The organism is Methanomicrobiales archaeon HGW-Methanomicrobiales-1 (assembly GCA_002839675.1).
Taxonomy (GTDB): Archaea; Halobacteriota; Methanomicrobia; order Methanomicrobiales; family Methanospirillaceae; genus Methanoregula.
The window spans coordinates 664946-679542 of sequence record PGYM01000001.1; the positions used below are offsets into that span (position 1 = coordinate 664946).

Annotated in this window: 14 protein-coding genes; 8 read left to right on the top strand and 6 right to left on the bottom strand. The window is 49.5% G+C overall.

What is annotated here, in order from left to right:
• Positions 1-20 precede the first annotated feature (20 nt).
• From CVV30_03500 to CVV30_03525, 6 genes are all read right to left on the bottom strand, one after another.
• Positions 21-1868: a phosphoesterase gene (locus tag CVV30_03500; protein PKL70432.1), complete on the bottom strand. Its 1848-nt coding sequence runs from the start codon at positions 1866-1868 to the stop codon at positions 21-23.
• Between the two features lie 152 nt (positions 1869-2020).
• The gene (locus CVV30_03505; protein PKL70433.1) at positions 2021-2959 is read right to left on the bottom strand and encodes a ribonuclease Z; all 939 of its coding nucleotides are present in this window, start codon (positions 2957-2959) and stop codon (positions 2021-2023) included.
• Positions 2956-3729, bottom strand: coding sequence for a sugar phosphate isomerase/epimerase (locus tag CVV30_03510; GenBank protein PKL70434.1), 774 nt, complete (start codon positions 3727-3729; stop codon positions 2956-2958). The genes CVV30_03505 and CVV30_03510 overlap by 4 nt, the downstream gene beginning before the upstream one ends.
• Positions 3726-4274 carry a dephospho-CoA kinase gene (locus CVV30_03515; GenBank protein ID PKL70435.1) on the bottom strand — a complete coding sequence of 183 codons (549 nt, stop codon included), beginning with the start codon at positions 4272-4274 and terminating at the stop codon, positions 3726-3728. The genes CVV30_03510 and CVV30_03515 overlap by 4 nt, the downstream gene beginning before the upstream one ends.
• Complete coding sequence (locus CVV30_03520; GenBank protein PKL70436.1) at positions 4271-5065, bottom strand: anaerobic ribonucleoside-triphosphate reductase activating protein; 795 nt, start codon at positions 5063-5065, stop codon at positions 4271-4273. The genes CVV30_03515 and CVV30_03520 overlap by 4 nt, the downstream gene beginning before the upstream one ends.
• Before the next feature lie 205 nt (positions 5066-5270).
• A complete protein-coding gene (locus CVV30_03525) occupies positions 5271-6548 on the bottom strand; it encodes a thiamine biosynthesis protein ThiC (protein PKL70437.1) in 1278 nt (425 codons plus the stop codon).
• A gap of 313 nt (positions 6549-6861) precedes the next feature.
• Between CVV30_03525 and CVV30_03530 the strand changes: the two genes are divergently transcribed.
• The 8 genes from CVV30_03530 (at position 6862) to CVV30_03565 (ending at position 14554) form a co-directional block, all read left to right on the top strand.
• Positions 6862-9237, top strand: coding sequence for an AAA family ATPase (locus tag CVV30_03530; GenBank protein ID PKL70438.1), 2376 nt, complete (start codon positions 6862-6864; stop codon positions 9235-9237).
• A 47-nt stretch (positions 9238-9284) separates the two neighbouring features.
• Positions 9285-9707, top strand: coding sequence for a hypothetical protein (locus CVV30_03535; GenBank protein PKL70439.1), 423 nt, complete (start codon positions 9285-9287; stop codon positions 9705-9707).
• A 317-nt stretch (positions 9708-10024) separates the two neighbouring features.
• On the top strand, positions 10025-10933 hold the full coding sequence (locus CVV30_03540; GenBank protein ID PKL70440.1) for a fructose 1,6-bisphosphatase: 909 nt from the start codon (positions 10025-10027) through the stop codon (positions 10931-10933).
• A gap of 17 nt (positions 10934-10950) precedes the next feature.
• Positions 10951-12090, top strand: coding sequence for a fructose-bisphosphate aldolase (locus tag CVV30_03545; GenBank protein ID PKL70441.1), 1140 nt, complete (start codon positions 10951-10953; stop codon positions 12088-12090).
• 48 nt (positions 12091-12138) lie between these two features.
• Positions 12139-13236: a fructose 1,6-bisphosphatase gene (locus CVV30_03550; GenBank protein ID PKL70442.1), complete on the top strand. Its 1098-nt coding sequence runs from the start codon at positions 12139-12141 to the stop codon at positions 13234-13236.
• A 107-nt stretch (positions 13237-13343) separates the two neighbouring features.
• On the top strand, positions 13344-13580 hold the full coding sequence (locus CVV30_03555; protein ID PKL70443.1) for a ribonucleoprotein: 237 nt from the start codon (positions 13344-13346) through the stop codon (positions 13578-13580).
• 20 nt (positions 13581-13600) lie between these two features.
• Complete coding sequence (locus CVV30_03560; protein ID PKL70444.1) at positions 13601-13942, top strand: MarR family transcriptional regulator; 342 nt, start codon at positions 13601-13603, stop codon at positions 13940-13942.
• An 87-nt stretch (positions 13943-14029) separates the two neighbouring features.
• Positions 14030-14554, top strand: coding sequence for a hypothetical protein (locus tag CVV30_03565; protein PKL70445.1), 525 nt, complete (start codon positions 14030-14032; stop codon positions 14552-14554).
• Positions 14555-14597: the final 43 nt, after the last annotated feature.

The window sequence follows — 14597 nt, forward strand, 5'->3', positions numbered from 1 at the left end:
GGAATAATCGCTAAAAAAAATTATTGCTGTACCTGTGCATCGGCAATTTTGTTGATTAATGCTTCGATAACTACAGAGCGCATACCTTCAACAAATTTTATACTGCCAACAACAAGGTGCCCGCCACCGCTGATTCCGCCACCCGGAATCTCGACACGTAATTCCCGGACCATTTTGGGTATATTCATCAGTACGCCACGGGACCGGAGCACGGCAAAGTCCGGACCAAACCCGATAGTAACAACCGGTTTTCCGACATTCTGCTGGCAGAGCCGGTCATGCACTTCACCGGAGGTTTTCCCTGGGGGTGGGAAGGTGAACTTGTGGGCATGGATCTCCACATCGAGGAGGAAGAGGCGGGTATCGTTCTTCAGTACGCGGGGATCGATGTGGGCCATGCAGGCGCTCATCTGATCGGCGATCATGGTATTAGCCCCATCGATTAAGAGGGTTAAGAGTTTCTTGTGGCGTTCGGTATTTCCGGTCAGGTTTAAGATATCCTTAACAATCTCCCTGCCATCGTTAAACCGGAGCCAGAACTGCTCATAGTCGAGCGCAAGGGCAATATCCTTGCAGTGCTGTTCGGGGAAGTTGTCCTGAACCAGAGCCAGATATAATCCCCGTTCTGGTGCCTCGCTTCGGTCTCCGACTGCTGCAACCGCCGGGAGGTGGCGGATCAACGACTCGACCTTGGGGTTGATCAACCGTGCAACTTCAGTTCCGAGCATACCGGCAGTGATACCGAAGTCTCCCCCGACATGGTAGGGGTTGACATGAGCCTGGAGGTATTTGTCGATAGAGGTATCCGGGTGATGGTGATCGATCACCACAAACGGGATATCGTAGACACTGGCAATCTTGTAGGATGGTTCATCTTCCTCGGTTGATCCATTGTCGGTAAGGATCACCAGGGGCATCTTCTGGCCGAAACGGACATGGTCTTTTAACGAGAAGTCAAGATCCCTTGTAATATCTTCTATTTCATAGAACGGTGCTTTTGAAGGAGCCCGCTTGAATAAGAAGTATTCCGCGTCAAAGTCACCGCCACTCTCGCGGATCAGCGAAACGACTGCCTGTTCGATTGCGACTGCTGAGCAGATACCGTCAGCGTCAGCATGGTGCCGCAGGATGATTGGCTGGGAGGTAAAGACCGCTTTTCTGATGATCTTTGCGACTTTCCTCATCTCGGGACGGAGTTTCTCCATGACCTCGCTCTGGATAAGAAGCGGAATATTCTCCGGCTCTGAACGGAGATCTAAGGCTTTTTCGATCCTCACCTTGACAACAGCCGCTTCTTCATCCGTGAGAATGGACAATCCGTCCACTTCAATCTGGAGCTGGCCGTTTCTCATCATCACTTCTCCGATGAGCTTGACCATGTTCCCAAGTTCCGCTTCGGGATACGCCCGAACACCGGCTTCGATAAATGCAGCGCCGTTCTGGGTCCCGGTTTCATCAACGATTGTAAAGATGGTAGGACCGCTGGTCTGCTTGATCTGGGCGATTTCTCCTTCGATGGCAACCGTCTTTCCGAGTTTTGAGGGAAGATCGATTATTCTCACCGTTGTGGATTTCCGCTCAACGTTCTCTACCTGGTAAACCTGGTACTGCACTTCTTCGAGATCGATATTCCCATTTGGCCTGACTTCACGGACTCTGACCAGCACGGAATCGCGTTCCTTGTGTTCTGCCTTTACATTGCTCTTATGCACAAGTCCCTTGATCCGGTCATTTAACTGCACAAACATACCAAAGGTTGCAAAACCCTGCACTTTTCCCTGGTAGATATTTCCTGCTTCGACATCAGCAAGATCACAGCCGGTGCCGAGCCGGTAGACGAGCACATCGTTTGAATCATTATTTTCCATTTTCTCTCACCACACACAGCGAAACGGGCATTTTTGCTTTTTGTTAATGCCACGCGATTGGATATTGCTCTGTATATTCATGAATGGGTGTCTGAAGATTTAATTTACTTGTTATCCGCAAAAAAGAAAAAATGCAAAAAAGAATGGCCGGATCAATCCCTGAAAGGAACTTCTACCATATCAAGGTCATTGGGAGCCAAAATCGTGCCGGAGAATTTTTTCTTTGCATCGCCCACGTGAGCCTGTGCATCGATATAACGGGAACTTATGTGGACTAAAACAAGGGTTTTGGCGGAAAGGATGGATGCTGCCTCGCCTGCCTGTGCTGCAGTAGCATGGTAAAATTCCATTGCCCGGGCCGCTTCTGATTCATCGTAGGTAGCATCATGGATCAGCAGATCCGCATTTCGGGCAATCTCTCCGAGTGTTGTATGGACAGCCCGGGTGTCTCCGGTGTACACAATCTTTCGTCCGGGGCGGGCGGGGCCCAGGACTTCTTCAGGTTTTACATCGCGCCGTTGCCCCTCGACCCCAATGGTAACCGTTTCTCCGCGCTGGAGCCGGCCGAACAGGGGGCCCGGAGGAACTCCCAGCGCAATCGCACCCTCGCGGTCGAACCGACCCGGGCGCGGGTCTTCTTCCAGCGAGTATCCCAGTGCCGGCATGCCATGACTTACGGCAAAGGCAGTGACCGTGTAACCGTCAAACCGAACCCACGAGCCATGCGTGAGTTCAACCGCGTCGATGGAAAATTTCAGGTTAAATCGTGTTACATGACGCAGCGTTGTGACAAAATCCTGCACCCATTCCGGCCCATAGATCGTGAGGGGTTCGGTGCGTCCATTGAATGACATTGTCTGGACAAGGCCGAATATCCCAAGGAAGTGATCAGCGTGCCAGTGGGTGACAAATATCGCATTGACCAAAAACCCGCACCGCGCTCGCATCATCTGCTGCTGGGCGCCTTCCCCACAGTCAAAAAGGAGGGTATCCGCACCACGCCGTACCATGATGCAGGGGGGGTTACGCTGCGGTGTTGGCAGGGCACCGGCAGTGCCAAGGAAATAGACGTGCAGGGTCTCGCCGCTCATATGAAACACTTCCGGAATATTGGCAGGCTCTTTTTTGCCTCTTCAATGGATCTCCCTTCTATCACAACAACACCGGAATAGTTGTCTGCAACTGTTTTTCCCACTACGGTCCAGTTGATATTACCGTCCCCCAGAGCAAGGTGCTCATCGGACATGCCGTGATTGTCATGAATATGGATATGACTGGCTTTTTTGACATACGGCAGGAAACTGTTTACTTTTCCCCGGGTATTTGCATGCCCGAAATCAAAGGTCATACCTATTCCTTCCATCCCGTCAGTCATGCCCATCAGCTCTTCGGGAAGCTGGCAGAGAAACTCTTTTACCCCAATCATATTTTCAAGGCATGCAATGACTGAATGTTCAACAGCACATCTTCCGATCTGTCGGAGTGCCTCTTTCTGGAGATCCCAGACTTTCTGGGGCATCAGTTTTCCGACAGGAGAAAGATAGCCGGGATGGATGGTGACCCTGTCAGTGATTGCGGATGCATGGGTTATACAGGTACATATCTGCCGGATCGATTCGCGCCATATGGGGTCGTTTAAGGTAGCAAGGTTCAGATCCCCAAAAGGGGCGTGCACTGAAATACCCAGGTGGGTGCTCGCAATCACCTCTTCAATTTTTTTGAAGCACTCTGCATTGTCCAGTTTGTAATTGCCATCTGCTACAATCTCCCAACCGTCATAACCCGCATCTTCAATCCCGTATACCCATGCGATGTCATCCCAGACTTTTGATGAGGAAGAGAAATATGGTTTAAGGCTCATGGATCACGCCCCAAAGAGGCAAGGACAGAAATTACCTCAGTTGAAAACTCCTCAAGACTGCCTTCATTTTTTATATTGATATCCGCCAGAGCAAGTGCGTTACCCAGCCCCCAGTTCATCTCGCGTTCATCCCGGTTACGCAGGGATTCGGGGAGGACAAAATCATCTGAACGACCCCGTGCCCTGATCCGGTCCAGCCGTTTTTCAAATGAGGAATCGATACTGATGAGAATAAACCCGGAAAAGTGCTTCCGGAACAGGTTCACTTCAGCATCTCCCCGTATTCCATCAACAAGTACCAAAGGAGCGGTCTGGCGCTTTATCTCGGGTATACACAATGCAGCAATTGCATCCATACCTCCTTCTGCCCGAAGCCTGTTTGCTGTTGCCCCGAAATTGGTATCCGTGGGTTCCAGTCCCGCTTTTTTGACTTCAGCCCGGATCATATCTCCCATGACAATGACCGGAATACCCGCTTCTGCTGCAATCTTTGAAAATTCACCTTTGCCGCTTGCGGGAAGCCCGACAACTCCTATTACTTTCACAGAATATGTCTCCAGTTATACGATATTTCCCCGATATCCCGTGTCCTGATCCGTACCGTCTTTTTCAGGGTATCTGCAATATCTTTAATCTCTTTTAGTCTTAGTGGGGGATGTTTATTCTGTTCGTTTTGTTTTTTGCAGATATATTCCCCATTGGTCATTTCAGGATCTGCACTATGCATTGATGCAATCTTATGTTCACCCTGCTGAAGAACAAGTGGCACATCCCCGATTTTTTCTGAGATCTGCCTGATATATTCCCGGTTTTCATAAAATATGGTAAACACTACTTCAAATTCTGCTAACGTTTTATTTTCCCATGCCTTTTTGCAGATGCCAATCGATTTCAGGACATTTCTATCATAATTATCTTTTGCCGCAGGGCGGTAACCCCCCGTTGTACCTGAATATCCTTCCCATGTTGATTTGTAATCAATGGCGACTTTATCCACCAGCCCTTCAGAAATTAATGCTTCAAGGGTTTCCGGAAAAAAACCATTAGTCTGGATCCCTACTTCAAGGTTTATTTTTTTTGCATACCGGGCCAGGGCAATCAATGCATCTTTCTGCCCCGTTGGTTCCCCTCCGGAAAAGACCACGCCGCTGATAAATGGCGATGAGGTTTTAATCATTTCAGTGATCTCTCCGATGTCTCGTAAATCCTCCCCGGTCTGGATGGATTCATTATGGCAGTACGTGCACCGTAACGGGCAACCCCGCAAAAAAAGCGTGCAGACTGCCTTTCCCCGCCAGTCGATTGTAGAGAGGGAAACAAATCCCCCGAAGTTCAGTTGTATAGGATCACCGTGCCTGATTATTTTAGCAGATAGATTATTTTACTGTATTGAGTCGGGATTGCAGGATTGTTATTGTGGCGTGCATCCTCGTGGCTTTCATTCAAATATTGTCTGTATAATCCAATAAGGGTGACGATAAGAAAAAGCGCTCAAAAAAGGGGGGGGTGATGTCGTGGCAGATAAATGAGGAGAATCCAGATCAGAACTGGAAATGCTTATTCACAATCTTGATCGCACAGTAGTCACCGCACATAGTGCAACCATCTTTGTCTGCAGGCATACGCTCATCGCGGATGGCTTTTGCACGGGCCGGGTTCATGGCAACCGCAAACTGGCGGTCCCAGTCAAGATCCCTGCGTGCATGTCCCATCTCAAGATCGAGGTCACGGGTCTTTTTGAGTTTGATCATGTCCCCGACATGGGCGGCTATGCGTGAACTCATGACTCCTTCATAGACCTCTTCGGGGGTTGGGAGTGCAAGGTGTTCGGCAGGAGTAACGTAACAGATGAAATCCGCGCCGAGTGAGGACGAGATTGCAGCACCGATCGCAGCAACCCTGTCATCGTAACCGGGGGCAATGTCGGTGACGATGGGGCCGAGCATGTAGAACGGCTTGTTGTTGGTGACACGTTTCATCAGCGTAACATTGGCTGCGATTTCGTCGATTGGTACATGGCCCGGGCCTTCGACAATGACCGGGACATTTTGTTTGTGCGCAATGTCGGCAAGTTCTGCATTGATGAGCAGTTCCTGGACCGCTGCCCGATCGGTCGCGTCATGGATTGCGCCGGCCCGCATACCGTTACCCATGGAGAGCGTGACATCGTGTTCCTTCATGATCTCCAGCAGGTAGTCAAACTCGCTGTACAGCGGGTTCTCCTTTTCATTGTGGAGCATCCACGCGGTCATGAATGCACCTCCGCGTGAGACCAGTCCGCCATGACGGCCCTGGTTTTTCAGGCGCTTGACCGTCTCAAAGTTGATGCCGGTATGGATGGCCATGAAGTTAGTTCCGAGTTTGGCCTGCTCGGCAGTAATGCGGAAGAGGTCGTCTTCTTTCATGTTGACGACAGCGCCATCCTTGATAGCCGCTTCAATGAATGCCTGGTAGAGGGGGACACATCCAACAGAAAGGGTAGTGTTTGCGATCACCTGTTTGCGGATCTCGACAAAATCGCCACCGGTTGAGAGTTCCATGAGGGTGTCGGCACCGGCACGCTCTGCTTGTTTTGCCTTTTCAATTTCCTCGGGGATATTTACAATATCGGTGGATGTTCCTATCGAAGCATTAACCTTGGTGCGGAGACCTTCGCCAATACCACAGATTTTGACTTTCCGGTAGGGTGAGACCGGGATGACAATATGGCCTCCTGCAACGCCGCGCCTTACGAAGTCTTCGGTGACTCCTTCCTGTTTAGCGACGATCTTCATCTCTTCGGTAATGATACCTCGTTTGGCATCAGCGACAATACTCATGGCATACTGGTTGCAGTAAAGACAAGATAAAGGCTTGTTTTTTCAATTCTGGAGTAAAACTGGCTTGTCTACTCAACAAGTAAAGTTGATTTGGACTAACGCAGAATTTTTTGTTTATATTTCCATCACTATTTTTTAGTCTTCTCACGGGAACAAGGCAGAATTGATCTTGGGAAATGGAGATATCCGCCCTGTTTCAGGTTTATATTCCATCAGATGCATCTAGGAAGAAAATTGGCCGAATCAGACAATTGTTTTATATAGTATTGAACGCTAACTTATGGTAAACCTTGAATGGACGAGGTGTTTTACGATGACAGAAACAGATTACGCAGAAGTTTTAGTAAAAGAAGCAACTCACGATGATGCCGGCCGGGGTATTGCACGGGTGAGCATCGAAGTGATGAAGAAGCTCGGGCTGGTATCCGGCGATGTTGTTGAGATCCAGGGAAAAAAGAAGGCAGCGGCCGTTGTCTGGCCCGGGTTTGCGCAGGATACCGGGTACTCCATCCTTCGCATCGACGGAAACATCCGTGGAAACGCCGGAACCGGTATTGACGAGCGGGTAAAGATAAAAAAATCCGAGGCCGTGTATGCCAAAAAGGTGGTAATCCAGCCTACCCAGCCGATACGTCTCGTCGGGGGTGAACAGTACCTTGCACGGGTCTTGCGCGGCCGGTCAGTGATGGAAGGACAGACTGTCCGCGTGGATGTGATCGGAAACTCGATTACGCTGGTGATTGCCAAAGTCGCTCCAAAAGGAATTGCAATTGTCACCGATGAGACTGAGATTGAACTCAAGGAAGAGCCCTATAAACCTGAAGAGGGAATGAGGGAAGTCTCCGATATCCACTACGAAGATATCGGCGGGCTTGGGAGGGAGCTGCAACTTGTGCGGGAGATGATCGAACTTCCGCTGCGGCACCCCGAGATCTTTGAGCGCCTTGGTATCCAGCCCCCAAAAGGCGTATTACTTTACGGTCCGCCCGGAACGGGAAAGACCCTGATCGCAAAAGCGGTTGCAAATGAAGTGGATGCTCATTTCATCACCATCTCCGGCCCGGAGATTGTGAGTGGAACGTATGGGGCAAGCGAGGGGAAACTCCGGGAAGTCTTTGAAGAAGCGCAGGCGAATGCACCGGCAATTATCTTTATCGATGAAATTGATTCCATTGCTCCCAAGCGAGAAGACACCAAAGGAGAACTCGAGCGGCGCGTTGTTGCCCAGCTCCTGGCCCTCATGGATGGGTTAAAGGGGCGTGGGCAGGTCATCGTGATCGCTGCAACCAACCTGCCGGATTCCATTGACCCTGCACTCCGCCGTGGAGGCAGGTTTGACCGGGAGATCGAGATCGGTATCCCGGACAAAAAAGGTCGCATGGAGATCTTCCAGGTCCACACTCGGGGAGTGCCGCTGGCAGATGATGTAAAAATTGAGGAATATGCAAATTCCACTCACGGGTTTGTAGGAGCAGATGTAGCGCTGCTGGTAAAAGAAGCAGCAATGCATGCGCTTAGAAAGGTAATTCCCCAGATCAAGATCGATGAGGAGATTCCCAATGAAGTGCTTGATGCCCTCAGGGTTACCAACGCTGACTTCACTGAAGCACGAAAGCATGTCGAGCCTTCAGCAATGCGCGAGGTCCTTGTCGAAGTTCCTGACATCACCTGGAAACAGATTGGTGGTCTGGAAGCGACCAAGCAGGAACTTAAAGAGGCTGTTGAATGGCCACAAAAGTATCCCGATGTCTTTGAGCGGCTCCAGACCAAACCCCCGAAAGGCATTCTCCTCTTTGGTCCGCCCGGTACCGGTAAGACCCTGCTTGCAAAAGCAGTGGCAAACGAGAGTGAATGCAATTTCATTGCGGTAAAAGGCCCCGAGCTTCTCTCGAAATGGGTGGGAGAATCCGAAAAAGGTGTCAGGGAGATATTCCGGAAAGCGCGACAGGCGTCACCGTCAATCATCTTCTTCGATGAGATCGATGCGCTCGTGCCCAAACGGGGAAGCTTCGAAGGTTCATCTCATGTAACCGAAAGTGTGGTCTCCCAGATCTTAACGGAACTTGACGGCATGGAAGAACTCAAAAATGTTACCATCCTTGCAGCAACGAACCGTCCGGACATGCTGGATGATGCCCTGCTCCGCCCTGGCCGCCTGGAACGGCATATCTACGTACCGGCCCCGGATGAAGAGAGCCGGAAGAAGATCTTCGAAGTCTATCTCGGTGGCGATACCGGAAGTATCCTTTCTAAGGATGTGGATATCGATGCACTGGTGAAACAGACTGAGGGTTATGTGGGTGCGGATATCGAATCGCTCGTCCGGGAAGCCAAGATGGCGGCCATGCGCGAATTCATCGTCCTTATGGGTGACCGCAGTGAGCAGGAACGCAAGGATGCCATCATCAACGTGATGATCACCCAGGCACACTTCGATGCCGCACTGCTCAATGTGCGGGGGTCCTTAAACCGTGAAGCCATAGAAACTTCAGAACAACAGGCATGGCAGATGCTGTATAACGAAGAGCAGCGAACCATCCTGAAAAACGCATCGGCAGCAATCAACCGAGCCGGCATGAAACAAAAAGATAAGCCGGTTCCGGCTGTCGAAGCGCTCCGTAAGGCAATCTATCACGACAAAAAAGACTTTGCAGCGATCAAAAAACTGACTGATGATATGGATAAATGAAGCGTGAGTGAACACAAAAAACCAAAAAAAAACTAGGAGGAAATGCGATGAACGATGATGCACAGGATATATTCCGGGAGATGGACACCCTTGCTGACCATCTCTTTGCCCGCATGGCCCGGGATTTTGGAACCGGAATGCCACATGGATTCAGCTATAATGTTGTTATCCAGAACGGAGGCAACCTGCTTAAACCTCGTGAGGAATACGATAGTATTTCCCCGCGTTCAGGTGCAGAACCCATTCCGGAAGTGCACCTGATTGAAGACGAGGTGATGGTGATTGCCGAGTTGCCCGGTGCAACCCGGGATAGTGTCAGGCTCACAGTAGTGGGAAATGAACTCGTCATTGATGCAGAAGGGGGTATCCGGCAGTATCATACCACTGCAGCACTCCCCCCGGTAGATCCGGGCTCGATGCAGACATCGATCAAGAACGGTGTCCTTGAAGTGAAGTTCAGGATCTTATAAATCCCGTAAGAACGCGAACAATCAAAAAACCTGCAATTCCTTTTTTTTCATCAGGAGTCCGCTCCTGCGCTGAACGTGTTCATCCGACCCTTCTGATGGTTCCTTGTAATGACGGGACTCTTCCACGCTCGTTTATCCCTGCGGAAATAACGGTCGTGGTGAAAAAAAGCCGGTACGTATCCCGGGATATAGGGGATTTGATATCTTTTACGACTGGATAATAATCCCTATTAACCACGGAATCATACGAATACACATAAGATACGGTTGGATTATCTTGGAATAACGTTCTTTACAGGAGTAAAGGGAAGTATAACATGATGCTCAAAGATTTCCTTGTCGGCGCAGGAACAGATAAAAACCTGATGGAATTAATCCTTTTTTTAAGCAAACAGGCCCAGGAAGTGAAGAAAGGATTTTTCTGTACGATCAGGAAAACACCGGCGGATGAAAAGACCAAAAATGTGTACGGCGAAGAGCAGATGCCCCTCGATATGTTCGCCGATGATGTGTTTATTTCCGGTCTGCAAAAGGCACGACTGGTCCGTTATATTGCAACGGAAGAACAGCAAACCATCATCGAAGTGGAGAACCCGAAGAACAATTACGGGGTTGTCATTGATCCTCTGGATGGTTCATCCCTCATTGATGTAAATCTCTGCACGGGTTCCATCATTGGCATCTATCCCGGGCATGTGCTCGAAAAAGGCGCAACAATGATCGCCGCCTTGTATATCCTGTATGGTCCCCTTACAACCCTGACGTTTACCACCGGAACCGGTGTTCATGAATTTGTTCTTGATGATTCGGGAGAATTTTATTTACGGCACCAGGACCTCAAAATCCCTGAAGGAAAGATATACGCACCCGGTGCTCTTAGGCGGGATTATCTCCCTGCACACGCCAAATGGATTGAGGCTCTCGAACACTCCGGGTATAAACTGCGCTTCAGTGGTTGTTTTGTTGCTGATGTTCACCAGATCCTTCATAAGGGTGGTGTATTTTGTTACCCGGGGTTCAAAGGCCGGGAAAACGGGAAACTGAGACTGTTGTACGAAGCCAATCCCATGGGAATGATCATCCATGAAGCAGGCGGTGCAATCAGCAACGGCAAATCTGATATCCGCCAGATTATGCCAAAGGGAATCGACCAGGTAACCCCTCTCTATATCGGGGGCAAAAATGAGATCCGGGCGATTGAAACGTTTATGAATGATGGGTGCTGAAACAGGAGTGAAGATCTATGAGCGAGAATACATTTGGTCCCATCCCCGGTTCAACCATACTGAATAGCATTTCCGGCCAGAAAGCAATCATTATGGCAGCAAATATCCGGATTGCTACCGTTGCGCGGGGTATTTTCCGTGCTGCAAAGGATTCCGATTCTGCCATCTTCATGGAACTTGCCCGGTCTGAATGCGATCTGAAAGGGGGGTATACCGGTTTCACCCCCAAGGCATTCTCAGAAACAATGAACAAAGCTGCCAAGGCAGAAGAGTTCGATATCTGGGCACTTCACGCGGATCACATCTCGGTAAAAACCGGAGAGCCTGCTGAGATCGAGGGAACAAAGCAATTGATCGATGCCCAGATTGCAGCCGGGTATACCTCCTTTGCCATTGATGCTTCCCATCTCTTTAATTTCGAAGGGAAAAATGTCCGCGAAGAGCTGGACAAGAATATCATTGCCACTACGGATCTGGCCCGCCATATAAAAAGCCGGATGAATGGTAAGGAATTTGGTCTCGAAGTGGAAGTAGGAGAGATCGGCAGGAAAGACGGTCAGGGACTGATCCTGACCCGGCCCGAAGAAGCGGTCGCATTTATCAAAGCCCTGCAGGAAAACGACGTATCCCCCCAGGTGCTTGCCATCGCAAACGGGAGCTCCCACGGACATACCTACGATGCATTAGGAAATGTCGTTGAGCAACTTTCCATCGATATCCCACAGACCCGGGCCGTTGCAAAAGCATTGCGGGACAATAACCTGCACGTCGGCATTGCCCAGCACGGGATCACCGGCACTCCCCGGGATCTTATCAACCAGCATTTCCCGAAAGGAGACATCATAAAAGGAAATGTGGGGACCTTCTGGCAGGATGTTGTCTTTGGTATCTTAAAAGTGTACGAACCTGCCCTTTACAAAGATATCCAGGAATGGACCCTTGGCAAGTACCGTCCGCTCAATGCCGGGAAATCGGACAAGCAGATCTTTGACGGGAATTGCAAAATGGCTATTAAAGAATTTTTCAAAGAGCTCTATGCTGTTGACAGCACAACTGAAGATGCCATTGAGGCAATGGCGTATGCCGAAAGTCTGGTATTTTTCAAAGCATTCAGTTCCTATGGCACTGCCTCTCTTGTCAGGAAATCCCTGAAATAAACAACCTACCTTTTTTTATATAAAAACGAGATTCAATAGTGATCTCGTATGCCAAAAACAACTATCTCCGTAATAAAAGCGGATGTGGGAAGTTTTCCCGGGCATTCCCGCACCCATCCGAAGCTCCTGGAAAAAGCGGCTAAAATGCTTAAGGATCAGAAAGGCAAGCTCCTCATTGATTGCTTTGTTACCCATTGCGGGGATGACCTTGAACTGATCATGACCCATACCCATGGTGTGGACAATGAAAAAGTCCACAAGCTGGCATGGGATGTGTTCATGGAATGTACCAAAATTGCGAAAAACATGAAACTTTACGGTGCAGGGCAGGACATGCTGTCGGATGCCTTTTCCGGCAATGTCAGGGGTCTTGGGCCCGGTGTTGCGGAAATGGAGTTTGAGGAACGGGGTTCCGATCCTGTTCTCATATTCATGGCCGATAAAACAGAACCCGGCGCATGGAACTTCTTCCTCTACAAAATATTTGCCGATCCCTTCAACACGTCGGGTCTTGTCATCGATCCCAGCATGCACCAGGGCTTTATTTTCGAAGTGCATGATGTGATAAAAAAACGGCGTATCACGTTCCGGTGTCCCGAAGAGACCTACACCCTCCTCTCCTATATCGGGGCCTGTTCCCGGTACGTGGTCAAGTATGTGTATAGAAAGGACGGGATGATCGCCGCATCAACCAGCACGGAGAAGTTAAACCTCACGGCGGGCCGGTATGTGGGAAAAGACGATCCGGTCATGATCGTCCGGGCACAGAGCGGACTTCCGTCTGTCGGTGAAGTGATCGAACCGTTCTGCACCCCAATCATTGTAGCCGGCTGGATGCGGGGATCGCATCATGGTCCGTTTATGCCAGTCGGCGTCTGCGATGCCAACATGACCCGGTTCGATGGCCCGCCACGATGTATCTGTCTCGGGTTCCAGATCTGCAATGGCGAACTTATCGGCCCGGCGGATATGTTTGATGATGTCGCCTTTGATCGCGTGCGGGCCCGGTGCAATGAGCTTGCCGACATAATACGGGATCAGGGTCCTTTCGAACCCCATCGCCTTTCTTTAGAGGAGATGGAGTATACCACGCTTCCGGGCATTGAGAAACAGTTCCGCGACCGGTGGGAAGCAATACCCGAATAATTTTTTTCGTGTCCGGCCTTTAAAATCCCATTTTCCGGGCCGTATGAAGTGCCCGGGATGGGTACAATGAGCAAACTTTAATTATCTTACATCCCAAATTAGGGCAGATGGTTAACGGAATTGTTTTGCCGATAAAAAAAGTGTTTGCGCTTGTGGATTCAAAAATATCCGTAGAGATCAAAGACGAAGGCAGGAAACTGCAGGGACGTCTCGTTGCGGTGGATGAATATCTCAATATCCACATGGACGAGACGATGGAGTTTGTAGATAACCAGCCGAGCAGGAGCCTTGGAACCGTTGTGATCCGGGGCAACAATATCCTGACTATCGCACCGGTTATCTGAAATGATCTTGGTGGGAACTAATGGACGATCCTGTTGACGAAGCACTGAAACTGATTCAGTCAAAACCTGAAGGCATTCTTCAGAGCGAGCTCTGGAAAGAGCTGGGTGTTGATAGCCGGAAGTGTTCGCGTATTGTCAAGAAACTTGAAGAGAACGAACTCATCGACCGGATCGAATTCAAAAAGGAAGGGATCAAGACCTATCTCCTGAAGGCCCGGCAGATGCCGGTGAATCCTTCCGATCTGCTTGCCGGTGATGAATTAATCCCGTGTATCGCTTGCGAGCTTGAGTGCGTTGTTGAAGAATGTCACCCGCTCATGGACTGGATGTACCAGCTGGCAATTGTTGAGCATACCGAATAATTTTTTTCTTATAATTTGCTTTTTTTGCATGAATGATCAATCCCATCTGCAAAAAAAAGTAATGAAACAGGTGTAATTTTGGTTTTTATGGATAAATTCCGGTCTTCGTTAATATTCCAGTGTCTTATTTTCTTGATCCCTCTCAACATCTATATGTGGGGCAACTACCTGCTCGTTGATGTACAGTGGGCCCTCTTCCGTTTTCAGGTAACTGAATATGGGAACAGCCTGCTGCTCGGATACAAGGATATTCTTTACATCTATCTGGGCCTGAATACCGGCATATATAATATCGCCGCTGCCGGCTTATGGGCAACAGGTTCGATAGTTCTTTTTATCGGCCTCCTGATTACGGTTTACGCTGCGTATATTGAAGAAGAATTTTCACTGCTCAAAAAAGCATCGTACTTTACCATTAGTGGCGGGATCCTCCTGGGCTTATCTGCGATGTTTCGTTTTAATGGTGGCTATGCCATTCCCATTGGAATTCCGATCATCCTTATCATCGGGTGGTGGATGTACCAGGAAAATCTCGATAATGACGAAGATGACGAAGATAACGATGATAAAATGGCGTCAGACGATGATGGGAAAGAAGCACCGGATTCTTAAAAAGAGATCCAGTCTGCCTTATTCCCCCTCTGGTTTTCAGCAC

Excerpts from the sequence above, each read along its gene's own strand:
- CVV30_03545 (PKL70441.1), top strand. The coding sequence starts at position 10,951 with ATGAGCGAGAATACATTTGGTCCCATCCCCGGTTCAACCATACTGAAT.
- CVV30_03560 (PKL70444.1), top strand. The coding sequence starts at position 13,601 with ATGGACGATCCTGTTGACGAAGCACTGAAACTGATTCAGTCAAAACCT.
- CVV30_03500 (PKL70432.1), bottom strand. The coding sequence starts at position 1,868 with ATGGAAAATAATGATTCAAACGATGTGCTCGTCTACCGGCTCGGCACC.
- CVV30_03510 (PKL70434.1), bottom strand. The coding sequence starts at position 3,729 with ATGAGCCTTAAACCATATTTCTCTTCCTCATCAAAAGTCTGGGATGAC.
- CVV30_03565 (PKL70445.1), top strand. The coding sequence starts at position 14,030 with ATGGATAAATTCCGGTCTTCGTTAATATTCCAGTGTCTTATTTTCTTG.
- CVV30_03555 (PKL70443.1), top strand. The coding sequence starts at position 13,344 with ATGGTTAACGGAATTGTTTTGCCGATAAAAAAAGTGTTTGCGCTTGTG.
- CVV30_03505 (PKL70433.1), bottom strand. The coding sequence starts at position 2,959 with ATGAGCGGCGAGACCCTGCACGTCTATTTCCTTGGCACTGCCGGTGCC.
- CVV30_03525 (PKL70437.1), bottom strand. The coding sequence starts at position 6,548 with ATGAGTATTGTCGCTGATGCCAAACGAGGTATCATTACCGAAGAGATG.
- CVV30_03540 (PKL70440.1), top strand. The coding sequence starts at position 10,025 with ATGATGCTCAAAGATTTCCTTGTCGGCGCAGGAACAGATAAAAACCTG.
- CVV30_03530 (PKL70438.1), top strand. The coding sequence starts at position 6,862 with ATGACAGAAACAGATTACGCAGAAGTTTTAGTAAAAGAAGCAACTCAC.
- CVV30_03550 (PKL70442.1), top strand. The coding sequence starts at position 12,139 with ATGCCAAAAACAACTATCTCCGTAATAAAAGCGGATGTGGGAAGTTTT.
- CVV30_03535 (PKL70439.1), top strand. The coding sequence starts at position 9,285 with ATGAACGATGATGCACAGGATATATTCCGGGAGATGGACACCCTTGCT.